This is a genomic window from Microbacterium sp. TNHR37B, from assembly GCF_001620065.1.
GTDB lineage: Bacteria > Actinomycetota > Actinomycetes > Actinomycetales > Microbacteriaceae > Microbacterium.
On record NZ_LQGV01000004.1, the window covers coordinates 14,766 to 33,991 of the forward strand.

The 19,226-nt window shown below is 71.8% G+C and carries 15 protein-coding genes; 6 read left to right on the top strand and 9 right to left on the bottom strand.

Translation table 11 applies throughout. The features are described 5' to 3' along the window. Positions 1 to 17: 17 nt before the first annotated feature. The 3 genes from pntB to AVP41_RS14325 all read right to left on the bottom strand — a co-directional run bounded on the left by pntB (position 18) and on the right by AVP41_RS14325 (position 6,563). The gene (pntB, locus tag AVP41_RS14315) at positions 18 to 1,436 is read right to left on the bottom strand and encodes a Re/Si-specific NAD(P)(+) transhydrogenase subunit beta (protein ID WP_067166113.1); all 1,419 of its coding nucleotides are present in this window, start codon (positions 1,434 to 1,436) and stop codon (positions 18 to 20) included. Continuing rightward, a complete protein-coding gene (locus AVP41_RS14320; protein WP_067166116.1) occupies positions 1,433 to 2,980 on the bottom strand; it encodes a Re/Si-specific NAD(P)(+) transhydrogenase subunit alpha in 1,548 nt (515 codons plus the stop codon). The genes pntB and AVP41_RS14320 overlap by 4 nt, the downstream gene beginning before the upstream one ends. A gap of 229 nt (positions 2,981 to 3,209) precedes the next feature. Next, positions 3,210 to 6,563 (bottom strand): fibronectin type III domain-containing protein, encoded by a 3,354-nt coding sequence (locus AVP41_RS14325; protein ID WP_157532526.1) that lies wholly within the window; start codon positions 6,561 to 6,563, stop codon positions 3,210 to 3,212. A 286-nt stretch (positions 6,564 to 6,849) separates the two neighbouring features. On the opposite strand from AVP41_RS14325, the gene AVP41_RS14330 reads away from it, so the two are divergent. From AVP41_RS14330 to pyrE, 3 genes are read left to right on the top strand one after another with little or no spacing between them, the layout of a single operon-like run. Beyond that, positions 6,850 to 7,524, top strand: a complete 675-nt coding sequence (locus AVP41_RS14330; protein WP_067166121.1) for a response regulator transcription factor — start codon at positions 6,850 to 6,852, stop codon at positions 7,522 to 7,524. Continuing rightward, a complete protein-coding gene (locus AVP41_RS14335; RefSeq protein ID WP_067166123.1) occupies positions 7,521 to 8,672 on the top strand; it encodes a sensor histidine kinase in 1,152 nt (383 codons plus the stop codon). Before AVP41_RS14330 ends, AVP41_RS14335 begins: the two co-directional genes overlap by 4 nt. Next, a complete protein-coding gene (gene pyrE, locus AVP41_RS14340; RefSeq protein ID WP_067166126.1) occupies positions 8,669 to 9,247 on the top strand; it encodes an orotate phosphoribosyltransferase in 579 nt (192 codons plus the stop codon). The genes AVP41_RS14335 and pyrE overlap by 4 nt, the downstream gene beginning before the upstream one ends. 16 nt (positions 9,248 to 9,263) lie before the next feature. Here pyrE and AVP41_RS14345 read toward each other — a convergent pair whose 3' ends face one another. Both AVP41_RS14345 and AVP41_RS14350 read right to left on the bottom strand, forming a co-directional pair. Next, complete coding sequence (locus tag AVP41_RS14345; RefSeq protein ID WP_231902779.1) at positions 9,264 to 9,443, bottom strand: hypothetical protein; 180 nt, start codon at positions 9,441 to 9,443, stop codon at positions 9,264 to 9,266. A gap of 124 nt (positions 9,444 to 9,567) precedes the next feature. Next, a complete protein-coding gene (locus tag AVP41_RS14350; protein ID WP_067166132.1) occupies positions 9,568 to 10,377 on the bottom strand; it encodes an HAD-IIA family hydrolase in 810 nt (269 codons plus the stop codon). 42 nt (positions 10,378 to 10,419) lie between these two features. On the opposite strand from AVP41_RS14350, the gene AVP41_RS14355 reads away from it, so the two are divergent. After that, the gene (locus AVP41_RS14355) at positions 10,420 to 11,373 is read left to right on the top strand and encodes an SDR family NAD(P)-dependent oxidoreductase (RefSeq protein ID WP_067166134.1); all 954 of its coding nucleotides are present in this window, start codon (positions 10,420 to 10,422) and stop codon (positions 11,371 to 11,373) included. Positions 11,374 to 11,391: 18 nt separating this feature from the next. On the opposite strand, the gene AVP41_RS14360 is transcribed toward AVP41_RS14355, so the two are convergent. Beyond that, positions 11,392 to 12,030 carry a metal-dependent transcriptional regulator gene (locus tag AVP41_RS14360; protein ID WP_067166136.1) on the bottom strand — a complete coding sequence of 213 codons (639 nt, stop codon included), beginning with the start codon at positions 12,028 to 12,030 and terminating at the stop codon, positions 11,392 to 11,394. 31 nt (positions 12,031 to 12,061) lie between these two features. Next, the gene (locus tag AVP41_RS14365) at positions 12,062 to 13,417 is read right to left on the bottom strand and encodes an Nramp family divalent metal transporter (protein WP_082829270.1); all 1,356 of its coding nucleotides are present in this window, start codon (positions 13,415 to 13,417) and stop codon (positions 12,062 to 12,064) included. Between the two features lie 112 nt (positions 13,418 to 13,529). Between AVP41_RS14365 and AVP41_RS14370 the strand changes: the two genes are divergently transcribed. Continuing rightward, entirely contained in the window at positions 13,530 to 14,171 is a 642-nt protein-coding gene (locus tag AVP41_RS14370) for a TrmH family RNA methyltransferase (RefSeq protein ID WP_067167147.1), read from the top strand. A gap of 6 nt (positions 14,172 to 14,177) precedes the next feature. On the opposite strand, the gene AVP41_RS14375 is transcribed toward AVP41_RS14370, so the two are convergent. Beyond that, positions 14,178 to 15,737, bottom strand: coding sequence for an AAA family ATPase (locus AVP41_RS14375; RefSeq protein ID WP_082829272.1), 1,560 nt, complete (start codon positions 15,735 to 15,737; stop codon positions 14,178 to 14,180). Between the two features lie 177 nt (positions 15,738 to 15,914). Further along, a complete protein-coding gene (locus AVP41_RS14380) occupies positions 15,915 to 17,234 on the bottom strand; it encodes an MATE family efflux transporter (protein WP_067166139.1) in 1,320 nt (439 codons plus the stop codon). Positions 17,235 to 17,355: 121 nt separating this feature from the next. Between AVP41_RS14380 and AVP41_RS14385 the strand changes: the two genes are divergently transcribed. After that, positions 17,356 to 19,224, top strand: a complete 1,869-nt coding sequence (locus AVP41_RS14385; RefSeq protein ID WP_067166142.1) for a lipase family protein — start codon at positions 17,356 to 17,358, stop codon at positions 19,222 to 19,224. The last annotated feature ends 2 nt before the right edge of the window (positions 19,225 to 19,226 follow it).

Here is a 19,226-nt window from a genome sequence, read left to right on the forward strand (position 1 = left end):
GGGTGCGACGGCGGGCGTCAGACGGTCAGGGCGCGGAGGATGTCGTCGACGCGGTCCTTGGCGTCGCCGAACAGCATCTGCGTGTTCTCGCGGAAGAACAGCGGATTCTGCACCCCGGCGTATCCCGACGCCATCGAGCGCTTGAAGACGATGACGTTCGCCGCCTCCCACACGTGGAGCACGGGCATGCCCGCGATCGGCGAACCCGGATCCTCGGCCGCTGCCGGATTGACGGTGTCGTTGGCGCCGATCACGAGCACGACGTCGGTGTCGGAGAAGTCGTCGTTGATCTCGTCGAGCTCCAGCACGATGTCGTAGGGCACCTTGGCCTCCGCGAGCAGGACGTTCATGTGCCCCGGAAGGCGCCCGGCGACGGGGTGGATGCCGAAGCGCACCTCGACGCCACGCGCCCGCAGCGCCGCGGTGAGCTCCGCCACCGGATACTGCGCCTGCGCGACGGCCATCCCGTAGCCGGGGGTGATGATGACCGACCGGGCCGAGGCGAGGAGCTCGGCGACGGATGCCGCGTCGGTCTCCCGATGCTCCCCTGCCACCTCGTCGTCGCCGCGCGGCGCCTCGATGCCGAAGCCGCCGGCGATCACCGAGAGGAAGGACCGGTTCATGGCCTTGCACATGATGTACGACAGGTACGCGCCCGACGAGCCGACGAGGGCGCCGGTGACGATGAGGAGGTCGTTGTTCAGCAGGAACCCCGCCGCTGCCGCTGCCCAGCCCGAGTAGCTGTTGAGCATCGAGACGACCACCGGCATGTCCCCGCCGCCGATCGAGGCGACCAGGTGCCACCCCAGCGCGAGCGCCAGGAGCGTCACGGCGATGAGGAGCCCGAGCGAAGGAGCGATCACGTACCAGACGGTCAGGGCGAGGAAGGCGACGAGCGCGCCGACGTTCAGCACGTTCTTGCCCGGCAGCATGAGGGGCGTGGAGCTCATCCGCCCCGACAGCTTCAGGAAGGCGACGATGGACCCGGTGAAGGTGACCGCGCCGATGAAGACGCCGATGAACACCTCGGCGTGATGGATGTCGACCAGCTGCGCAGGCACGTCGCCGGCCGCCAGGTGCCCGTTCCAGCCGACGAGCACGGCGGCGAGTCCCACGAACGAGTGGAGCAGCGCGATGAGCTCGGGCATCCCGGTCATCTCCACGACGCGTGCGCGCCACAGGCCGATGGCCCCGCCGATGAGCACGGCCGCCACCAGCAGCACGAGGCCGATCGTGCCGCTCGGCGACCCCCACGCTCCGGCCACCGTGAGCCAGACCGTGGCCGCGAGGGCGATCGCCATGCCGGCGATGCCGAACCCCACGCCGCGGCGCGACGTGTCGTGTTTCGAGAGCCCGGCGAGGCTCAGGATGAAAAGCAGTGCGGCCGCGATGTACGCGCCGCCGGCGACGGCCGCCGCGGTGTTCGGACCGATCACTTGGCCGCCCCCTTCTGGAACATCGCGAGCATCCGGCGGGTCACGGCGAAGCCGCCGAACACGTTGATGGATGCCACGAGCACCGCGACCGTCGCGAGCGCCAGCACCACGGGCTCGCTCGAACCGAGCTGGCTGATCGCGCCGACGACGATGATGCCGCTGATGGCGTTCGTCACGCTCATGAGCGGGGTGTGGAGGGCATGGGCGACCTTGCCGATCACGTAGAACCCGATCACCACCGACAGTGTCAGCACGAGGAAGTGCTGGGGAAGCGGCGGGGGCGCGATGGCGCAGACGAGGAAGAGTGCGGCGATGCCGAGGCCGATGAGGCCGGTCTTGGCGCGCGCCGACATCGGGGCCTTCGGCGGGGATGCCGGTGCGGGCTCCACCGCCGCGGCGACCGGTGCGGCCGAGACCTGCACCGGAGGCGGCGGCCAGGTGATCTCGCCCCCGGTGACGACGGTGACCGCGCGCTGCACGACGTCGTCGAGGTCGAGGACGAGCGTGCCGTCTGTGCCGGGGGTGAGGAGCTTCAGGAGGTTGAGCAGGTTCGTGCCGTAGAGCTGCGACGCCTGCTGCGGCAGGCGCCCCGGCAGGTCGGTGTAGCCCAGGATGATGACGCCGTTGTCGGTGACCACCCGCTCGCCGGCGACCGAGCCGACGACGTTGCCGCCCTGCGCGGCCGCCATGTCGACGATGACCGAGCCGGGCTTCATGGCCGCGACGTCGTCGGCCGTCAGCAGCACGGGGGCGGCACGCCCGGGGATGAGGGCGGTGGTGATGACGATGTCGACGTCGGCCGCCTGCTCGGAGTAGATCTCCGCGGCACGGCGGTCGTACGCGGCGCTCGTCGCTTTCGCATAGCCGTCGGCGGACACCTCCTTCTGCTCGTCGGGCACGACGACCTCGAGGTACTCGCCGCCGATCGAGCGCACCTGGTCGGCCACCTCGGGGCGGGGATCGGTCGCGCGCACGATGGCGCCGAGGCTCGATGCCGCGCCGATGGCGGCAAGTCCGGCGACGCCCGCGCCGGCCACCAGCACCTTGGCCGGCGGCACCTTGCCGGCGGCGGTCACCTGACCGGTGAAGAAGCGACCGAACTCGTGGGCTGCTTCCACGACGGCGCGGTAGCCCGCGATGTTCGCCATGGAGCTCAGCACGTCCATCGACTGCGCCCGTGAGATGCGCGGCACGGCGTCCATCGCGAGGGCCGTCACCCCGCGGGCCGCGAGGCCGGCGAGGAGGTCGGGGCTGAAGGCGGGAGCGAGGAGCCCGACGAGCGTCGTCCCGGGTTGGAGCATCGCGATTTCATCGGCCGTGGGTGCCGCGACCTTCAGGACGACGTCGGCTGCCCAGGCCGTGGCCCGGTCGACGGGGAGCGCCCCGGCGGCGGCATACGCGGCGTCGGGGAGGGCCGAGGCGGCTCCCGCTCCGGTTTCCACGACGACCTCGTAGCCGAGCGCGGCGATCTTCGAGACGGTCTGCGGCGTCGCCGCGACGCGCGTCTCTCCCGGTTGCTCCGCGACGATGCCGATTCGGGACATGCGGGTGCTCCTCACACGATGACGGCGCGTCGGGTACGCGCGGGGGATCGATTCCCGACTCTAGGGTGTCTGCCCTCCGCGGTGGGCCGGATGTCCCGGTAAATATCCGGATTCCTTCGCGCGGGACGGACGGCACGGGACGGGAGGCGAGCGCGCCGGAGGTGCGGTGCCCGACGACGAAGCGGCAGCCCGTGGAGACGGACTGCCGCTTCGTGAGGGTCGGGTGCGATCAGGCGATCGGCACCTCGTTGTCATCCGTCCGCTGCATGGCCCGGCGGCGGAGGACGCCGAGCGAGCCGGCCGCGATCAGCGCGACACCGGCGAGGAGCCCGCCGATCAGTCCCGCTCCGTTGCCACCGGACGCGGCGAGACCGTCCTCGCCGTCGTCCTCGCCGTCGTCCTCGCCGGCCGGGCTCGGCGTCGGCGACGGGCTCGGCTGCGGCTCGGGCGTGGGCGTCGGCTCGGGCGAAGGCTCCACCGGGTCGGCGGCCACCCACACGCCCGCGACGGCGCTGACGAGGTCGCCGTCGGCGTTCTCGACGTTGATCTGGATCGAGTGACCGCCCACCTCGGTGCCGGCGGGCAGGGTCACCACGGCGGTGAACGTGCCGTCCTCACCCACCGTCACGCCGCCCAGCAGCTGGTCGGTGTCGAAGAGCCACAGATCGACGAGGCTTCCGGGCAGGAAGCCGCTGCCGGTGATGCGGAACGATCCGCCCAGGGGCGCGGTCGCGACGCCGTCCTCGAGGTCGAGCACGTCGCCGTCGGCATCGAGGCTCTCGATGCGGATGACGTAGCCGGGGCCGGTGAGGATCCAGGTGGAGCCCTCGCGCGTCACCTCGGTCTCCTGGGCGACGCCGCCGACATACGCGGCGCCGTCACCGGCGGTCGCGCCGGGGAGGGGACTGCCGTCGGCGCGAACGGTGACCGCCTCCAGCACCGGGGTGGCGCTCACGGTGGCGCTGCCCGTCGACGAGCCGGCTTCGTTGACCGCACGGACCTGCACGTCGTACTCCGTGCCGTTGTCGAGGCCGCCGATGCGCAGCGGGCTGGAACCCTGGGTCGCGGGAATCCAGGTCTCGCCGCCGTCGATCGAGTACTCGTAGCCGGTGACGGGGCTGCCGCCGTCGTCCTCGGGGGCGGTGAACTCGACGATCAGGGTGCGGTTGCTCTCGGTGACCGTCGTCACCGTGACGGGACCGGGAGTCGTGCGGGGCGTCGCGCGGGCGACGTTCGACGGCTCTCCGGCACCGGCCGCGTTCAGCGGCAGCACCCGGAAGGCCACGGACTGGCCGTTGGTGAGACCCGTGACGGTGTAGCCGGTCGCGTCGGAACCGGTGTCCTCCTCCACGTCCGACCAGGTCTGGCCGCCGTCGGTGGACTGCTGCACGCGGTAGCCGGTGAGGGGCGCTCCGCCGTCGGCGGGTGCCGCCCACGTGAGCTCCACCTTCCCGTCACCCGGGGCGGCCGCCAGCCCCGTGATCGCGTCGGGGGTCGTGCGGGGCGTCGTCGAGACCGGGGCGGACGGGTCGCCCGCGCCCGCGGCGTTGAGCGCGATGACGCGGAACGTCGTCTCGGTGCCGTTCGTGAGCCCGGTGATCGTGCGGGTGGTGTCGGTGGATCCGGTGTCGGCGACGGCCGTGGTCCAGGTGTCACCGCCGTCGGTGGACTGCTCGATGCGGTAGCCGGTGATCGGCGAGCTGCCGTCGTTCTCGGGTGCGGTCCACTCCAGGGCGGCCTGGCCGTTGCCGGGCTCCGCCGTCGGGGTGCCGGGAGCACCGGGAGCCGCATACGGCGTCACCGCGGCCGAGGCGGTGCCCGGGTCGCCGGTGCCGTTGGCGTTGATCGCCGAGACGCGGAAGACCACCGGGGATCCGCTCGTCAGCCCGGTCACCGTGTGGCTCGTGGCGGTGGATCCGGTGTCGGCGACGGCCGTGGTCCAGGTGTCGCCGCCGTCGGTGGACTGCTCGATGCGGTAGCCGGTCACGGGCGATCCACTCGTCCACTCGGGGGCTGTCCAGCTCACCTCGGCGCGCTCGAAACCGCGCACGGCGGAGGTGCCGGTGGGCGCGCCGGGCGCGGTGGCGGGAACGGACACGGTGACCACGAGCGAACGACGCAGGGTCTGTGCCGGCGCGGTGCTGCCGGGGGCGGCATCCGGGGCGGTCAGCTCGACCTCGAACGTCTCGGTGTCGCCGGTCTGTCGGGCGTTCACCGCGGTGGCGTCGGGGACGAAGCGGTAGGCGCCGGTCGACGGGTTCAGCAGCAGCGTGCCGTAGGTCCCCTCGATCGCCTGCGTGTACGTGATGCCGCCGGCGGTCACCGACGCGACCTGACCGTCGATCAGGGCGTAGGTGATCTCGCTGTCGGGGTCGCTTCCCTCGAGGGTTCCCGTCGTGGCGCCGAACGTGTCGGTCGCGGGGGTGTTGGTGAGCGTGATGCCGGGGATCGCCGGGAAGGTCGGGGCATCGTCGACGGGGGTGATGTCGACCGTCGCGGTGGTCGAGCCCGTCGTCGTGCCGCCGTTGTCAGCCGCGGTGATGGTGATCGTGCGGGTGGCGGGCGGGTTGTCCGACGAGTTCTCGTACTGGAGCTTCTTCGACAGCGCGCTGACGACGGCGTTGGTCACCTTCGTGCCGAAGACGCGGACGTTGTCGATGAGCAGACGCGCGCCGGCGACCTGACCGCCGCTCAAGTCGTGGGTGCCGCCGACGAACACGAACCGGTAGGTGCCGCTGGCCGGGATCGTGGTCTCCTTGGTCACGAAGCCGGGCGAGGCGCTGTTGCCGCCGGTCGCGTCGAGCACGGTCGTCTGGGCGCCCGTGACCGTGTTGAGGATGTATCCGAAGACGTGGAAGTTGTCACCACCGAAGTACGCGCGCCAATCGAAGGAGATCTTGTCGCCGGAGCTCGCCTCGAACGGAGAGCTGTACACGGCGGGGCCGTGCACGACGTCGTAGCCGCGCGCGGTCTGGTCGATGTACGAGTAGAGCTCGAGGCTGTAGTCGCCGTCACTCGCGTCCTGCGTGCTGATGGTGGTGGAGTACTCGTCGCCGCTGGGAGCGAAGTTGTCGTTGCCGGGGTTGCCGGCAAGGCCCGAGTAGGTGCTGCGGTCGATGGCGGTGAAGCCCGCGATGCTCGTGACACCCAGGTCGATCCGCTGGTTCATCGCGGTCCAGCCGCCGATGTCGCCGTCCTCGAAGCTGGGGTTGACGAAGGGGCTCGTGAAGTTGACCCGGAGGATGCCGTTGCTGCCGTTGCGGGTGGGGTCGACCGAGCCGATCACATCGGCGGTGGTGCCGTTGCCGAGGTAGACGGTGGAGCCCACGATCGTGGTCACGCCGCTAGCGGTCGAGGCGGTCGCTGCGGTGACGAGGGAGAGGGTCTCGCTGGCCGTGCCGCCGGTGACCCGGTAATCGATGTAGCCGTCGCCGAAGGACGTGCCGCCGGTGACGGTGATGTCCTCGCCGATCAGCACCGGGGGAGCCTGCTCGACGTACGGCACGGGCTGCGACGGCCCGCTGACGGTCGGTGCGGCCCACGCGGCCGCGGGGGTGGCCACGATCGCGGCGACGGTGGTCACGGTAAGCAGCGTGCGGGCGCGACGGGGCGCGCGTGCACGCGGTGAGGGCGAACTCATCGAGTGTGTCTCCGGGGGGTGAGGCACGGCGGATGCCGGGAGGGACACGCTCGGGGACGTGACGGATCTCGGGTGCCGGCGCGCCGAGACGGGGGGTCGCGCTCACGTTATGGTTCGTCGCCCCCGCCGCGCCAGGGAGATTCCTCCTCAATCGACCGGATGCCCGCGCCCGCGACGCCGTCACGGCCACGGCTGCGCACCGTGCCCCGCGATAGGCTGACGGCGAATCATGCATGAGACCACGGTGGTGCGGGTGGCGGTCGTGGAAGACCAGCCGCTGTTTCGCGCACTGCTGGACGACCTCATCGACTCCTCTGAAGGTTTCGACCTCGTCGCCTCGGCCTCCGACGCCCGCGAGGCGCGGCGCCTCCTGCACGCAGAGGAGGTCGACGTCGCCCTGCTCGACATCGAGCTGCCCGACGGCAACGGCTTCGAGCTGGGTCGGGAGCTGCGTCGTCGCCATCCCCGAGCCGGGGTCGTCCTGCTGTCGGGGCACGACATGATGGAGACCCTTCTGGGACTCCCGCCGGCAGAGCGCGCGGGCTGGAGTTACCTCTCCAAGACCTCCGCCACCTCACGCGAGGGCCTGTTGCGGGCGCTGCGTGCGAGTGCCGAGGGGGCGAACGTCCTCGACCCCGCCCTCCTGGAGCGTCGAGTGCCCCGCCGCGGATCGCGGCTCGACGCCCTCACTCCACGGCAGCTGGCCGCGGCGAAGCTCGTGGCGGCGGGACTGGCCAACGACGCGATCGCCCGGGAGATGGGGATCTCGGCCCACTCCGTCGACAACCTCCTCAACGTCGTCTACGCCTCCCTCGGCGTTCGCGAGCACCCCGATGTCAATCCGAGAGTCGCCACGGCGCTGGCCGTGGTGGAACACGCCGTTCCGGAGCGATCGATCCGATGAGCGCCCCGGTCCGCGATGACCGGCGTGCCTTCCTGGTCACTGCCGCCGTCGTCATGGCGGCCTTCAGCATCGGCGCGGCGCTGCAGACCGTCTTCGTCTTCCGCCCGGCGCGCGTCGGCGTGCTGGAGCCGGGAGAGGCCGCGGGCGACCTCGCCGTGCGCCTGAGCATCAACCTCCTGACGGTGTCGCTGGCGCTCGCGGCGTGCCATGTCCTGCGGCTGGGCGAGCGGGCCGCGGGACGCGCCGTGGCGACGGCTCTGGGGCTCGGCCTCGGCGTCGGTGCGATCCGCTACGGCGTGCAGTGCGTCGTGGGGATCTACCGGGAGCCGACCCTGCGCGTGGCGGCCGTGGAGATCGGCGCGACCGTGATGGTCGTCGTGCTCGCGGTCGCGATCGCACACGCGCAGGTCGCCGGTCGTCGGCGGATCCGTGAGCAGGAACGCGAAGCGGTCGAGCAACGGCTGCGTGCGGCGTCGGCGTTCTCCCGCCTCGCGGCGGAGGAATCGCGCGTGCGGCGCGAAGTGGCCGACGACCTCCACGGCACGCTGCAGGGGCAACTCGTGCTCGTCCAGGCCCGAATCGACGCGCTGCTGCGCACGGAACCCGGGGAGCAGGAGGCGACGACTCTGCGGGACGGGATCGTGCGCATCCGAGAGGAGCTCGACCGGATCCGCGAGACGGAGATCCGGGCCGTCAGCCACCGCCTGCATCCGGCGGGGGTCTCGCTGGGACTGGAGCACGCCCTGCGACTGCTCGCGCGGACGATCCCGCCCGAGATCGAGGTGGAGACGGTCGTCGCTCCGCTCGGCCCCGGCGATCCGGTCGCGCCCGCCGACGCCGACACGATCGTGCGGCGCGTGGCGGTGTTGCGGGCCGCGGAGGAAGCGGTGAGCAACGCGGTACGCCACGGGGGTGCCTCCCGACTGCGCCTCGAGCTGGACCGGCCGGCACCCGGCACGGTGCGCGTGCGGGTGGACGACGACGGTACCGGGCTCCCCGAGGTCGTCACGCCGAGCGGGATCCGCCTCGTCTCGGAGCGGCTCGAAGCCCTGGGCGGCGGGGTGCACCTGACCGCGTCGCCGTGGGGTGGCGCGCGGCTGGTCGCCACCGTGCGTGAGCGCGGTGCATCCGTAGACTCGGAAGCATGACCGTCGCCTCCACGCCCGCTCTCGAAGCCGACCGCCAAGACCTCATCGCCCTGATCCGCGACGAGGCTGTCTTCCATGGCGACTTCACCCTGTCCAGCGGCAAGAAGGCGTCGTACTACGTCGACATGCGAAAGCTCACGCTCGACCATCGGGCGGCGCCGGCGATCGGCCGCATCATCCTCGACCTCATCGCCGACATCGACGGGATCGTCGCCGTGGGCGGGCTCACCCTGGGCGCCGACCCGATCGCGAACGCCGTCATGCACGAGTCGGCACGCACCGACGCTCCGCTGGACGCGTTCGTGGTGCGCAAGGAGCCGAAGGACCACGGTCGCGGGCGCCAGGTCGAGGGTGCCGATGTCGTCGGCAAGCGCGTCGTCGTCGTCGAGGACACCTCCACCACGGGGCAGTCGGCCCTCAAAGCCGTCGAGGCACTGCGACGCGAGGGTGCCGAACCGGTCGCGGTGGCCGTGATCGTCGACCGCAAGACCGGCGCTCAGGCCGCCGTGGAGGCTGCGGGTCTGCGCTGGCTCGCCGCGATCGACCTCGACGACCTCGGTCTCCAGCCGCAGTGACCCCGCTCCGCGCGCGTCAGCGGAACACGGGAAGCTGAGAGGCCAGCGCCAGCATCAGTCCCAGGAGGGTCAGGAGCACGAGCGCGCGCCCGTTGGGAAGCGGTGTGCCCTGCGGGGCGTCGCGGCGGCCGCGCAGGAACAGCACGAGGGCCACGATCAGCACGACCATCCCGCTGAGCACGAGGAACAGCGACATCAGTCGTCCTTTCCGCGACCGCGGAAGTACTGCACGACGAACACGACGAGGGTGCCCACGAGCACGACCCCGGTCGCGGCGAACAGGAGCGTCTGCTCGAACTCGGTCATGGCGCCGGCTCCTCTCAGATGCCCTCGGGCATCTCCGACTCCACCGGCTCGTCCGACAGCAGGTCGGCCACCGAGTCGACGATCTCGTCGGGGCGGAACGGATAGCGCTCCACCTCCGCGTCGTCGGAGATCCCGGTGCGGACGAGGATCGTGTGCAGGCCCGCCTCGATGCCGGCCACGACGTCGGTGTCCATGCGATCGCCGATCATGCCGGTGTTCTCGGAGTGCGCTCCGATACGGTTCATGGCCGAGCGGAACATCATCGGGTTCGGCTTTCCCACGACATACGGCGCTTTGCCCGTCGCGTGTGAGATGAGCGCCGCGAACGACCCCGTCGCGGGGACGACGCCGTGGGGCGTGGGCCCGGTCGCATCGGGGTTCGTGATGATGAATCGCGACCCCGCGTTGATCATGCGGATCGCCTTCGTGATCGCCTCGAACGAGTACTGCCGGGTCTCCCCGACGACGACGTAGTCGGGGTCGGTCTCGGTCATCACATAGCCGGCCTCGTGGAGCGCGGTCGTCAGCCCCGACTCTCCGATCACGAACGCCGTGCCGCCGGGCTTCTGCGAGTGCAGGAAGTCGGCCGTCGCCAGCGCCGAGGTCCAGATCCGGTCCTCCGGCACGGTGAGCCCGGACCGGGCCAGGCGCGCGCTGAGGTCGCGTGGCGTGAAGAAGGGGTTGTTCGTGAGCACGAGGAAGGGCGTTCCGGTGTCGCGCCACTGCGCGAGCAGTTCCGCCGCGCCCGGGATGGGGCGGTTCTCGTGGACGAGAACGCCGTCCATGTCCGTGAGCCAGCACTCGATATCGGCGCGTGTCCGCATGGGGCCAGCCTATCGGGGCCTCGCGGGCCTAATGTCGGTTGCGTGGCGAGAGACGACTGGGACCCCGACCGGCTCCCCGACCTGAGCGGTCGGCGGTATCTGGTCACCGGCTCCACGCGGGGACTCGGGTTCTTCGCCTCACTGCAGCTGGCCGGAGCCGGGGCGCACGTCATCATGACGGGTCGGAATCCGCATCGCCTCACGACGGCGCGGGCGGCCCTGCGTCGCCAGGTGCCCGATGCCGAGGTCGAGACCCTGCTGCTCGACACGAGCAACCTCGGCTCGGTGCGTGCCGCCGCCGCGACGGCGCGCGGACGCACCGGGCTGCACGGTCTGCTCTTGAACGCGGGCATCGTCCACCCGCCCCGTCAACGGGAGGTGACCCGCGACGGTCACGAAGTCGTCTTCGCGACCAATGCGCTCGGCCACTACGCCCTCGCGGGGGAGCTGCTCCTCGCCCTCGCCGCCGGTCGCGGTCGTATGGTGTGGGTCGGATCGATGTCCACGGTGATCTCGCCGATGGAGCTCATCGACCCGGAACTGGAGAACGACTACACGCCGTGGCGCGCCTACGTCCAGTCGAAGATCGCCACGACGGCGCTGGGGCTGGAGGCCGATCGGCGGCTGCGCGCCGCGCACGTTCCGATCGCGAGCATCGTCGCCCATCCCGGCTACGCCACCGGGGGCCGCACGCGCGGCATCGCCGGCATCAACACGCCCAGCCGCGGCAAGCGGTTCCTCGACAACCTCCAGGCCCCGATCTCGCAATCCAAGGAGCGCGGCGCGTGGACGCTCGTCCGCGCCCTCGTCGACCCGCTCGCGGAAGGCGGACAGTTCTGGGGGCCGTCGCGGGGCGCCACCGGCCGTCCGGTACCGGCCACGGTGCCCCGGGTGGCCCGTGACGCCGAGCTGGCCGCTCGCCTGTGGAACTACTGCGAGCACGCCACCGGCACGGTCTGGCCGTACCTGAAAGCGAGCAAGACCAAGCGTCGCTGAGCGCCGTGCCGGCGGAGGTCAGGCGCTCAGCCACACGAGCGACGCGGCTCCGGAGGGAAGCTCCACGAGGCTCCCTTCGTCCACGCGCACCGACCGGCGCCCGGTCACCGTGACGGTGTGGCCGACGTCGATCCCGGCGGCCTCCAGGGCGCGGAGGAGGTCGGGGTCGCTGTCGCTCACCCGCAGGACGCGACCGGTGTGGCCGGGCGCCACCTCGTCGAGGCGCACGAACGGTTCGCGATCGACGTGACCGTCCGCGTCGGGGATGGCGTCGCCGTGCGGGTCGAACCGCGGATGACCGAGCCGGGCCGAGATGCCCTCGAGCAACCGGTCGCTGATCGCGTGCTCGAGCACCTCCGCCTCGTCGTGGACCTCGTCCCACGCGTAGCCGAACTCCCGCACCAGCCACGTCTCGATGAGGCGGTGGCGCCGGATGATCGCGGCCGCCCGCCGTTCGCCCGCGTCGGTCAGCGAGATCGGCCCGTAGGGGCGGTGCGACACGAGGTCCTGCGCCGAGAGCTTCTGGACCATCTCGGTCACCGTGGAGGGGGCCAGGCCCAGTTTCGCGGCCAGTTGCGACGGCGTGATCTTCGCCGTCTGCCACTCGGTGTGGTGGTAGATCGTCTTGAGGTAGTCGTCGATCGCAACGGAGGCCACGCTTCAGGCTATCCGGCCCGCCACCCCCGCCCTATCCGCCCGTGAGCACCAGCCAGAGGAGCACCGCGTTGAGGGTGATGAGGAACGCGGACGCGACGATCCCCGCGACGGTCGTCAGACGGCGATTGCGGAACGCGCCGAGCACGTCGCGCTGAGCGGTCAGGCGCACGAGTGGCACGAGGGCGAAGGGGATCCCGAAGCTCAGCACGACCTGGCTGAGCACGAGGGCGAGTGTCGGATCGACGCCCATCGCGAGGATCGCGAGCGCCGGCACCAGCGTCACCAGCCGCCGGGCGAGGAGCGGGACGCGCACGTGCAGGAGCCCGTGCATGATCTCCGCCCCCGCATAGGCCCCCACCGCGGTGCTGGCCAGACCGCTCGCGAGCAGGCCCACCGCGAACAGCGTGGCGACGACGACGCCGAGTCCCTCGTGCAGGGCCGCGTAGGCGCCCTCGAGGCTGTCGGTGCCGGGCACGCCGCCGAGCGCGGAGGCGGCCAGCAGCAGGATGCACAGGTTGACGGTCCCGGCGATCGCGAGCGCGATCGTGACATCCCACCGGGTCGCGCGCAGAAGTCGCGTGGTGGATCGCGTGCTCGTGTGGTCGTCGTGCGCCGGGAGGTCGCCGGGCCCTCCCGGGCGGAAGCGGTCGCGGGCGAGCGCTGAATGCGCGTAGATCGCGTGGGGCATGATGGTCGCGCCCAGGATGGATGCCGCCAGCAGCACGGAGTCGGTGCCCTCGAACCGAGGAAGCAATCCGCCGACGACCCCGGCAGCGCTCGGCGGTGCGGCCACGACGCCGTAGGTGAACCCGATCGCGATGATCGCCATGAGGCCGATCACCACGAACTCGAAGCTGCGTGCACCCCGCCGCTGCTGGACGAGCAGGAGTGCAAGTGACACCGTGCCCGTGATCAACCCGCCCCACAGCAACGGCACGTCGAAGAGGAGCCACAGCGCCACGGCGCCGCCGATCACCTCGGCGACATCGGTGGCCATGGCGACCAGTTCCGCCTGCAGCCAGTACGCGCGTCGCGCCCAGGGGCGGCGGATGCGGGTGCCGAGCGTCTCGGCGAGGGAGCGACCGGTGACGATCCCGAGCTTCGCCGAGAGGTACTGGATGAGCCACGCCATGACGTTGCCGAGCACCACGACCCACACCAGCAGGTACCCGAAGCGCGCTCCCGCGGTCATGTTGCTCGCGACGTTCCCCGGGTCGAGGTAGGCGACCCCCGCCACCAGCGCGGGGCCGAGCAGCCACGCCACGCGGCGCGCGCCGTGGGGGTGGGCGGCGGAGGCGGCGGGACGAGGGCCGGTGGTCGGGTGGGGGGCGTGCGCGGGCGGGGTGCTTCCGGACCGGATGCTTCCCGAGCGGGGAGATTTCGGCATGCCGAAAACCTAGCAGGATTTTTCGGCGAACCGAAAAATGCTGCGAGAGAAGCGCGGACGAGGGGGACGTGCTCGCGGCCGTCGGTCGACGGCGGGCGGTTACGCTGACGGGGTGGATGCCGCCGACTCTCCGCCCGAACCCGAGCCGCAGCTCCCGGTCGGCGTGGGCCCCTGGCCCGGCGGTCCCGACGCCTGGCCGAACGATCCCCGCTTCGATCCCGAGCTCCTCGCGCAGGGCGATCGTCGTAACGTGGTCGACCGCTACCGCTACTGGACGATGGCGGCGATCGTGGCCGACCTCGACGCGCATCGGCACGGCTTCCACGTCGCGATCGAGAACTGGCAGCACGACATGAACATCGGTTCCATCGTGCGCAGCGCCAATGCGTTCGGCGCGGCCGAGGTGCACATCATCGGAAAGCGACGGTGGAACCGGCGGGGCGCGATGGTGACCGACCGCTATCAGCACGTGCAGCACCATCCCGATGTCGCGACGTTCGTCGCCTGGGCGGAGGGGGAGGGCATCCCCGTCGTCGCGATCGACAACGTCGACGGATCGGTGCCGCTCCACGAGGCCGACCTGCCGGAACGGGCGGTCCTCCTGTTCGGTCAGGAGGGCCCGGGCCTGTCGCCGGAGGCGCTGGCGGCGGCGCGGTCCGTCGTGGAGATCACACAGTACGGATCGACGAGGTCGATCAACGCCAGTGCCGCCGCCGCGGTCGTCATGTACGAGTGGTGCCGGCGCTGGGCGTGAGCCCGGTCAGCCTTCGCCGGAATCCTCGCGCGTGATCCGTTCGTCACGCGTGGCCGGGTCTTCCGGGCCCGGGCTCATCCCGCCCGCCCCGCCGAGGAAGACGCCTCCGGCGAGGGGCTGACTCGCGAACCAGCCGAACGATGCGCCGGACGCGGCATCGCCCTGCCCCTCGTCGGGCTCTGCGGAGTGCACGTCGCCGCCGAACAGGGCACGCGAGATGCCCTCCCGGCTCGCCAGCATCTCGTCGAGCGCCTGGCGCAGCCGCTCGTCGTCGACCTCTGCTCCGGCGAGCGTGGCGGCGAGCACGGCGCGACGGATCAGCTCCTTCGCAAACGACGCCGTCACCCCCTCGGCGCGTTCCGCCGCGGCGTCCAGGGCCACCCTCGACAGCGGCAGATCGGCCGCATACGTGCCCAGCAACGCCCGGCGTGCGGCGGCGTCGGGGAGGGGGATCTCGACGGCGAGGTCGACGCGGCCCGGGCGCGCGGCGAGAGCAGGTTCCAGGATGTCGGCGCGGTTGGTCGTGAGCACGAAGGCGACATCGGCGTCACCGTCGAGGCCGTCGAGCGCATCGAGCACCTCGAACAGGAGCGGCTGCAGACCGAACATGCCCCGCTCGGAGGCCACGAGGTCGACGTCTTCCAGGACGACGATCGAGGGGGCCATGGCTCGCGCGAGCCGGGCCGCTTCGCCGATGAGGCTCAACGCGCCGCCCTGGAGGAGGACGGCGGTCGTCCCCGGGGTCTCGTGGAGCAGATGGCGGACAGTGAGCGTCTTGCCGGTCCCCGGCGGGCCGTACAGCAGGACACCACGCTTCAGGTGCTGTCCGCGTGCGCGGAGGGCGTCGGCGTGCTGGCCGATCCCGACGACGTGATCGCGGATGCGTGACAGCACTCCCTCCGGGAGGATCACCTCGTCGGCGGTGACCGTGGGGCGTTCCAGGAACGTCATGCTGCCGATGCCCTGGCCGTACTCGCTCTGGGCGAAGGTGACCACGTTGCCGCGGACGACGCTCAGCTCGTTCATGCGCCGATGGAGCTGGGCGGCCAGGGCCGCGGTGACCTCGGCATCGGCGGTGAGGATCTCCAGCACCGCCGCCTCGCGCCCGTACATGCGGTTGGCAGCGCGCTGGAGCACGGCGACCGGAAGTCCCTCGTGCCGGAACAGGCGCAGCCCGAAGCTGAGCACCCGGCGCGTGGCGCGGGGCCCGGTCGCGGCAGAGGCGAACTCGGGCGGCGCGTCGGCAGAGAAGGACGCATACCGGTGGCGCAGAAGGGAGGGAAGGTCTTCGTGCTGACGCTCCTGCCCTCCCGTGATCCCGTGCACCGTCGCGTCCGGGTCGTCCGCGGCGAGCGCGTCGAGAGCCAGGTCCGCGTCGACCAACCGGTGCGGCGGCAAGGGCTCGGTCAGCACGGGGAGGGTCGTCGGGTCGACGCCGAGGTGCCGCGCCACCCGTTCGCCGACTGCCGTGAGCCGGGGCTCTCGCGCGTCGGGCATCTCGTTGAGGCGGTGGAGGAGCCGCTGCAGATCGGAGAGGAGTGCGGAGTCGCGGTCGGCCTGGTCCATGCCTCCACCGTAGGGGCTCCGCCCGGGCCAGACCCGGGGCGTCGGTGGAGGCCCGGGGTGCAGCGGACACAACGGCGGAGGTCGCGGGCGACACGCCGAGCTGTCGGGCGGGGTCGGCGGCGTGTCGGCGCCGCGGTCCGCTGTTGTGTTCGGCCCGCGGTGCCCGGTCGGGGGTGCCTAGACCTGCACGTGGAGCCACTGTGGGCGGCGGACCCGCCAGCCGAGTGTGCCCAGCCGAGCGAGCATGTACACGCCGAAGAAGCAGATCGCCAGGACGCACAGTCCCCACGATCCCGCGGGCGCCAGCACGGCGACGATCCACAGCGCGGGTGCGTAGGGGAGGAGGTTGAGGAGTCCCGCCAAGGCCAGGTACTTCGCGTCGCCGGCGCCCATGAGCACGCCGTCGAGCACGAACACGGCCCCGCACAGCGGCTGTGCCACCGCCAGGACGAGGAGGGCGGGCTGGATGAGTGCAGCGAGGGCGGGATCGCCCGTGAACACGATCCCGATGACTCCGGACAGGGCGGCGATCACGGCTCCGACCGCGATCCCGAACCACACGCCCCATGCGACCGTCCGGCCCACGACACGGCGGACGAACGCTTCGTCGCCCGCGCCGAGCCCGCGTCCGATGAGGGCCTGCGCGGCGATGGCGAGCGCGTCGAGCGCGAAAGCCGCGGTGGAGAAGATCGTGAAGGCCACCTGCCAGCCGGCGAGTTCCGTGGTGCCCAGTCCCGTGGCCACGGCGACGGTGGCCAGCAGCGCGACGCGCAGGGAGACCGTGCGCAGGAACAGCCAGCCGCCCGACCGCGCCGATCCGCGCACGCCGTCGCGCTGCGGCAGCACCGAGGCGGAGTGCCGGCGGGCGAGCCTGCCGATGACCAGGGCGTAGGCGCCCACCATTCCCCATTGCGCCGCGACGGTGCCCGCGGCCGAGCCGGCGATCCCCCACCCGAACCCGTAGATGAACAGCCAGTTGAGCAGGGCGTTCGCCGCGAAGCCGACCCCGGCGATCCACAGCGGCGTCACGGTGTCCTGCATTCCCCGCAGCAGACCGGTGGCGGCGAAGACGATCAGCATCGCGGGCAGTCCCCACATCGACAGCTGGAGGTAGATCTTGGCCTGTTCCGCGACGTCGGGGGAGGCCCCGAACATGCTGACCAGGGCGGGCGTGAGGGCGGATCCGACGACGGCGAGGAGGGCGCCGAGTCCGAGGGCGAGCCACAATCCGTCGATCCCGGCACGGACCGCGCTGGTGTGGTCGCCCGCCCCGAAGCGCCGGGCGACGGCGGGGGTGGTGGAGTAGGCGAGGAAGACCATGAGACCGACGATCGTCTGCAGCACGGCGGCCGCGATCCCGAGGCCCGCCAGCGGGACGACACCGAGGTGGCCGACGAGGGCGGCATCGACGATCAGGAAGAGCGGCTCGGCGACGAGAGCACCCAGCGCGGGAACGGCCAGACGCAGGATCTCTCGGTTGAGGGTCTGTGCGGCCATGCCCCGAGCCTAGGGCTGGTGGCGGACCTCGTCGGCAGCCCCCTCCTCCACAGGGGCGCGCCCCGGGACGCGGACCCGGCCCGCGTTTAGGCTGGATGCTCGCACGTCCCCGAGGAGTCAGATGTCGTTCCCGCGCGTCACGGACGTCGTCGCGCGTCTGCGGCGGCGGGTCCCGCCGTGGTTGCGCGTCGTGCTCGACATCGCCGCGGTCGTGCTCGGCCTGGTGCTCGTCATCCGGCCGACCACCGCCCTCGATGTGCTCGCGGTGCTGCTGGGAGGCGGCATGGTGCTCACGGGCGTCGTGCAGTTCGCCGATGACGATTCGGTGTCCGACGCGCCGGCCCCCGACGAGGGGGTGTCGGAACGCGAGGCGAACCGGCGCAGCCGATGGCGACTGGTTCTCGGCGTCGTCTGGATCGCCGTCGGCGTCTTCGTGCTGCTGTGGCCCGGACTGACCGTGCGACTGGCCGCGGGGCTCGTCGGCGGGGTCCTGCTGTTCGCCGGAGCGCTCGGGGTCATCGGGGCGTTCGCGCGGGAACGCACGTGGGACCAGCGCGCCTCCGATGGCGCCTTCGGGCTCTCCGGAGTGATCTTCGGGATCGTCGCGTTCTCCTGGCCCGACATCACCCTCCTCGTCGTCGCCGTGGTCTTCGGCGCCTGGCTGCTCATGCTGGGCGTGTCGGGGCTGTGGCGGCAGTGGCGGGCGCGCCGCGCCGCGCACCATCCCGATCTCGTCCCGCGGACCGCGGGCCGGGCGCGGCGGTGGGGTCGGACGATCATCGCCATGGGAACGATCGCGCTCGCCGTGACCACCGCCGTGGTCACCACCCCCCTCCGCGAGGGATCCACGGTGGTGGACGAGTTCTACGCCGCGCCGCGCGACACCCCCGACCAGCCGGGAGCGCTGGTGCGGGCCGAACCGTTCACCCGGGACATCCCCGAGGGCGCGCGCGCCTGGCGGATCCTCTACACGACCACAGGCGTCCACGGCGAGGTGCGCGTGGCGAGCGGCCTGGTCGTCGTGCCGGTGCGGACCGAGCTCGACGGCGCGAAGGCCTGGCCGGTGATCGACTGGAACCACGGGACGACGGGGTACGCCCAGCACTGCGCGCCCTCGTTGCAGGAGCGCCCGCTGTGGTCGGGAGCGATGTACGTCACCCGCCGGGTGATCGCGGAGAGGTGGGCCATCGTCGCGCCCGACTACATCGGTCTCGGCACCGAAGGCTCCCATCCGTACCTCGTCGGCGAGCCGAGCGCCCACGCGTCGCTCGACGCGGTGCGCGCGGCGCGTCAGCTGGAGGAAGCCGAGCTGAGCATGGCCACCGTGATCTGGGGCCACTCGCAAGGAGGGGGTGCGGCGCTGTGGGCCGGAGCGCTGGCTCCGACGTACGGGCGGGAGATCTGGCTGCGAGGGGTGGCCGCGTTGGCACCGGCCAGCGATCCACTCGCCCTCGTCCAGCGCGTCACCAACGTCACGGGAGGCAGCATCTTCGCCTCCTTCGCCTTCGAGGCGTACGCCAAGACCTATCCGGACGTCAGCTATCGCGACTACATCCGACCCGGTGCCGAGACGTTCTTGCGGGAGATGGCGCAGCGCTGTCTGTCCGACCCCGGCACCATCGTCTCGGTGGTCGCGGCGCTGAGCATGGGCGCCGACCTCGGGGTGTTCGCGACCGACCCGACCACCGGAGCCCTCGGCCGTCGACTCGTGGAGAACACGGCGCCGTTGACGATCGACGCGCCGCTGTTCATCGGCCAGGGGGGAGCGGACTCCGTCGTCGTGACGAGCACCCAGACGGCGTTCGTGAACCGGATGTGCGCGGCAGGGCAGCAGGTCGACTACCGCGTGTACGCGGGCTTCGAGCATGCCGCGGTCGTGGAAGGCTACTCGCCGCTGATCCCCGAGCTGTTCGCCTGGACGCGTGCGCGCTTCGACGGCGAACCCCTCCCCGACACCGGCTGCACCCGCACCGACGTCCCCGCTCGGTAGCG

Excerpts from the sequence above, each read along its gene's own strand:
- AVP41_RS14335 (WP_067166123.1), top strand. The coding sequence starts at position 7,521 with ATGAGCGCCCCGGTCCGCGATGACCGGCGTGCCTTCCTGGTCACTGCC.
- AVP41_RS14345 (WP_231902779.1), bottom strand. The coding sequence starts at position 9,443 with ATGTCGCTGTTCCTCGTGCTCAGCGGGATGGTCGTGCTGATCGTGGCC.
- AVP41_RS14385 (WP_067166142.1), top strand. The coding sequence starts at position 17,356 with ATGTCGTTCCCGCGCGTCACGGACGTCGTCGCGCGTCTGCGGCGGCGG.
- AVP41_RS14320 (WP_067166116.1), bottom strand. The coding sequence starts at position 2,980 with ATGTCCCGAATCGGCATCGTCGCGGAGCAACCGGGAGAGACGCGCGTC.
- AVP41_RS14375 (WP_082829272.1), bottom strand. The coding sequence starts at position 15,737 with ATGGACCAGGCCGACCGCGACTCCGCACTCCTCTCCGATCTGCAGCGG.
- pyrE (WP_067166126.1), top strand. The coding sequence starts at position 8,669 with ATGACCGTCGCCTCCACGCCCGCTCTCGAAGCCGACCGCCAAGACCTC.
- AVP41_RS14330 (WP_067166121.1), top strand. The coding sequence starts at position 6,850 with ATGCATGAGACCACGGTGGTGCGGGTGGCGGTCGTGGAAGACCAGCCG.
- AVP41_RS14365 (WP_082829270.1), bottom strand. The coding sequence starts at position 13,417 with ATGCCGAAATCTCCCCGCTCGGGAAGCATCCGGTCCGGAAGCACCCCG.
- AVP41_RS14350 (WP_067166132.1), bottom strand. The coding sequence starts at position 10,377 with ATGCGGACACGCGCCGATATCGAGTGCTGGCTCACGGACATGGACGGC.
- AVP41_RS14380 (WP_067166139.1), bottom strand. The coding sequence starts at position 17,234 with ATGGCCGCACAGACCCTCAACCGAGAGATCCTGCGTCTGGCCGTTCCC.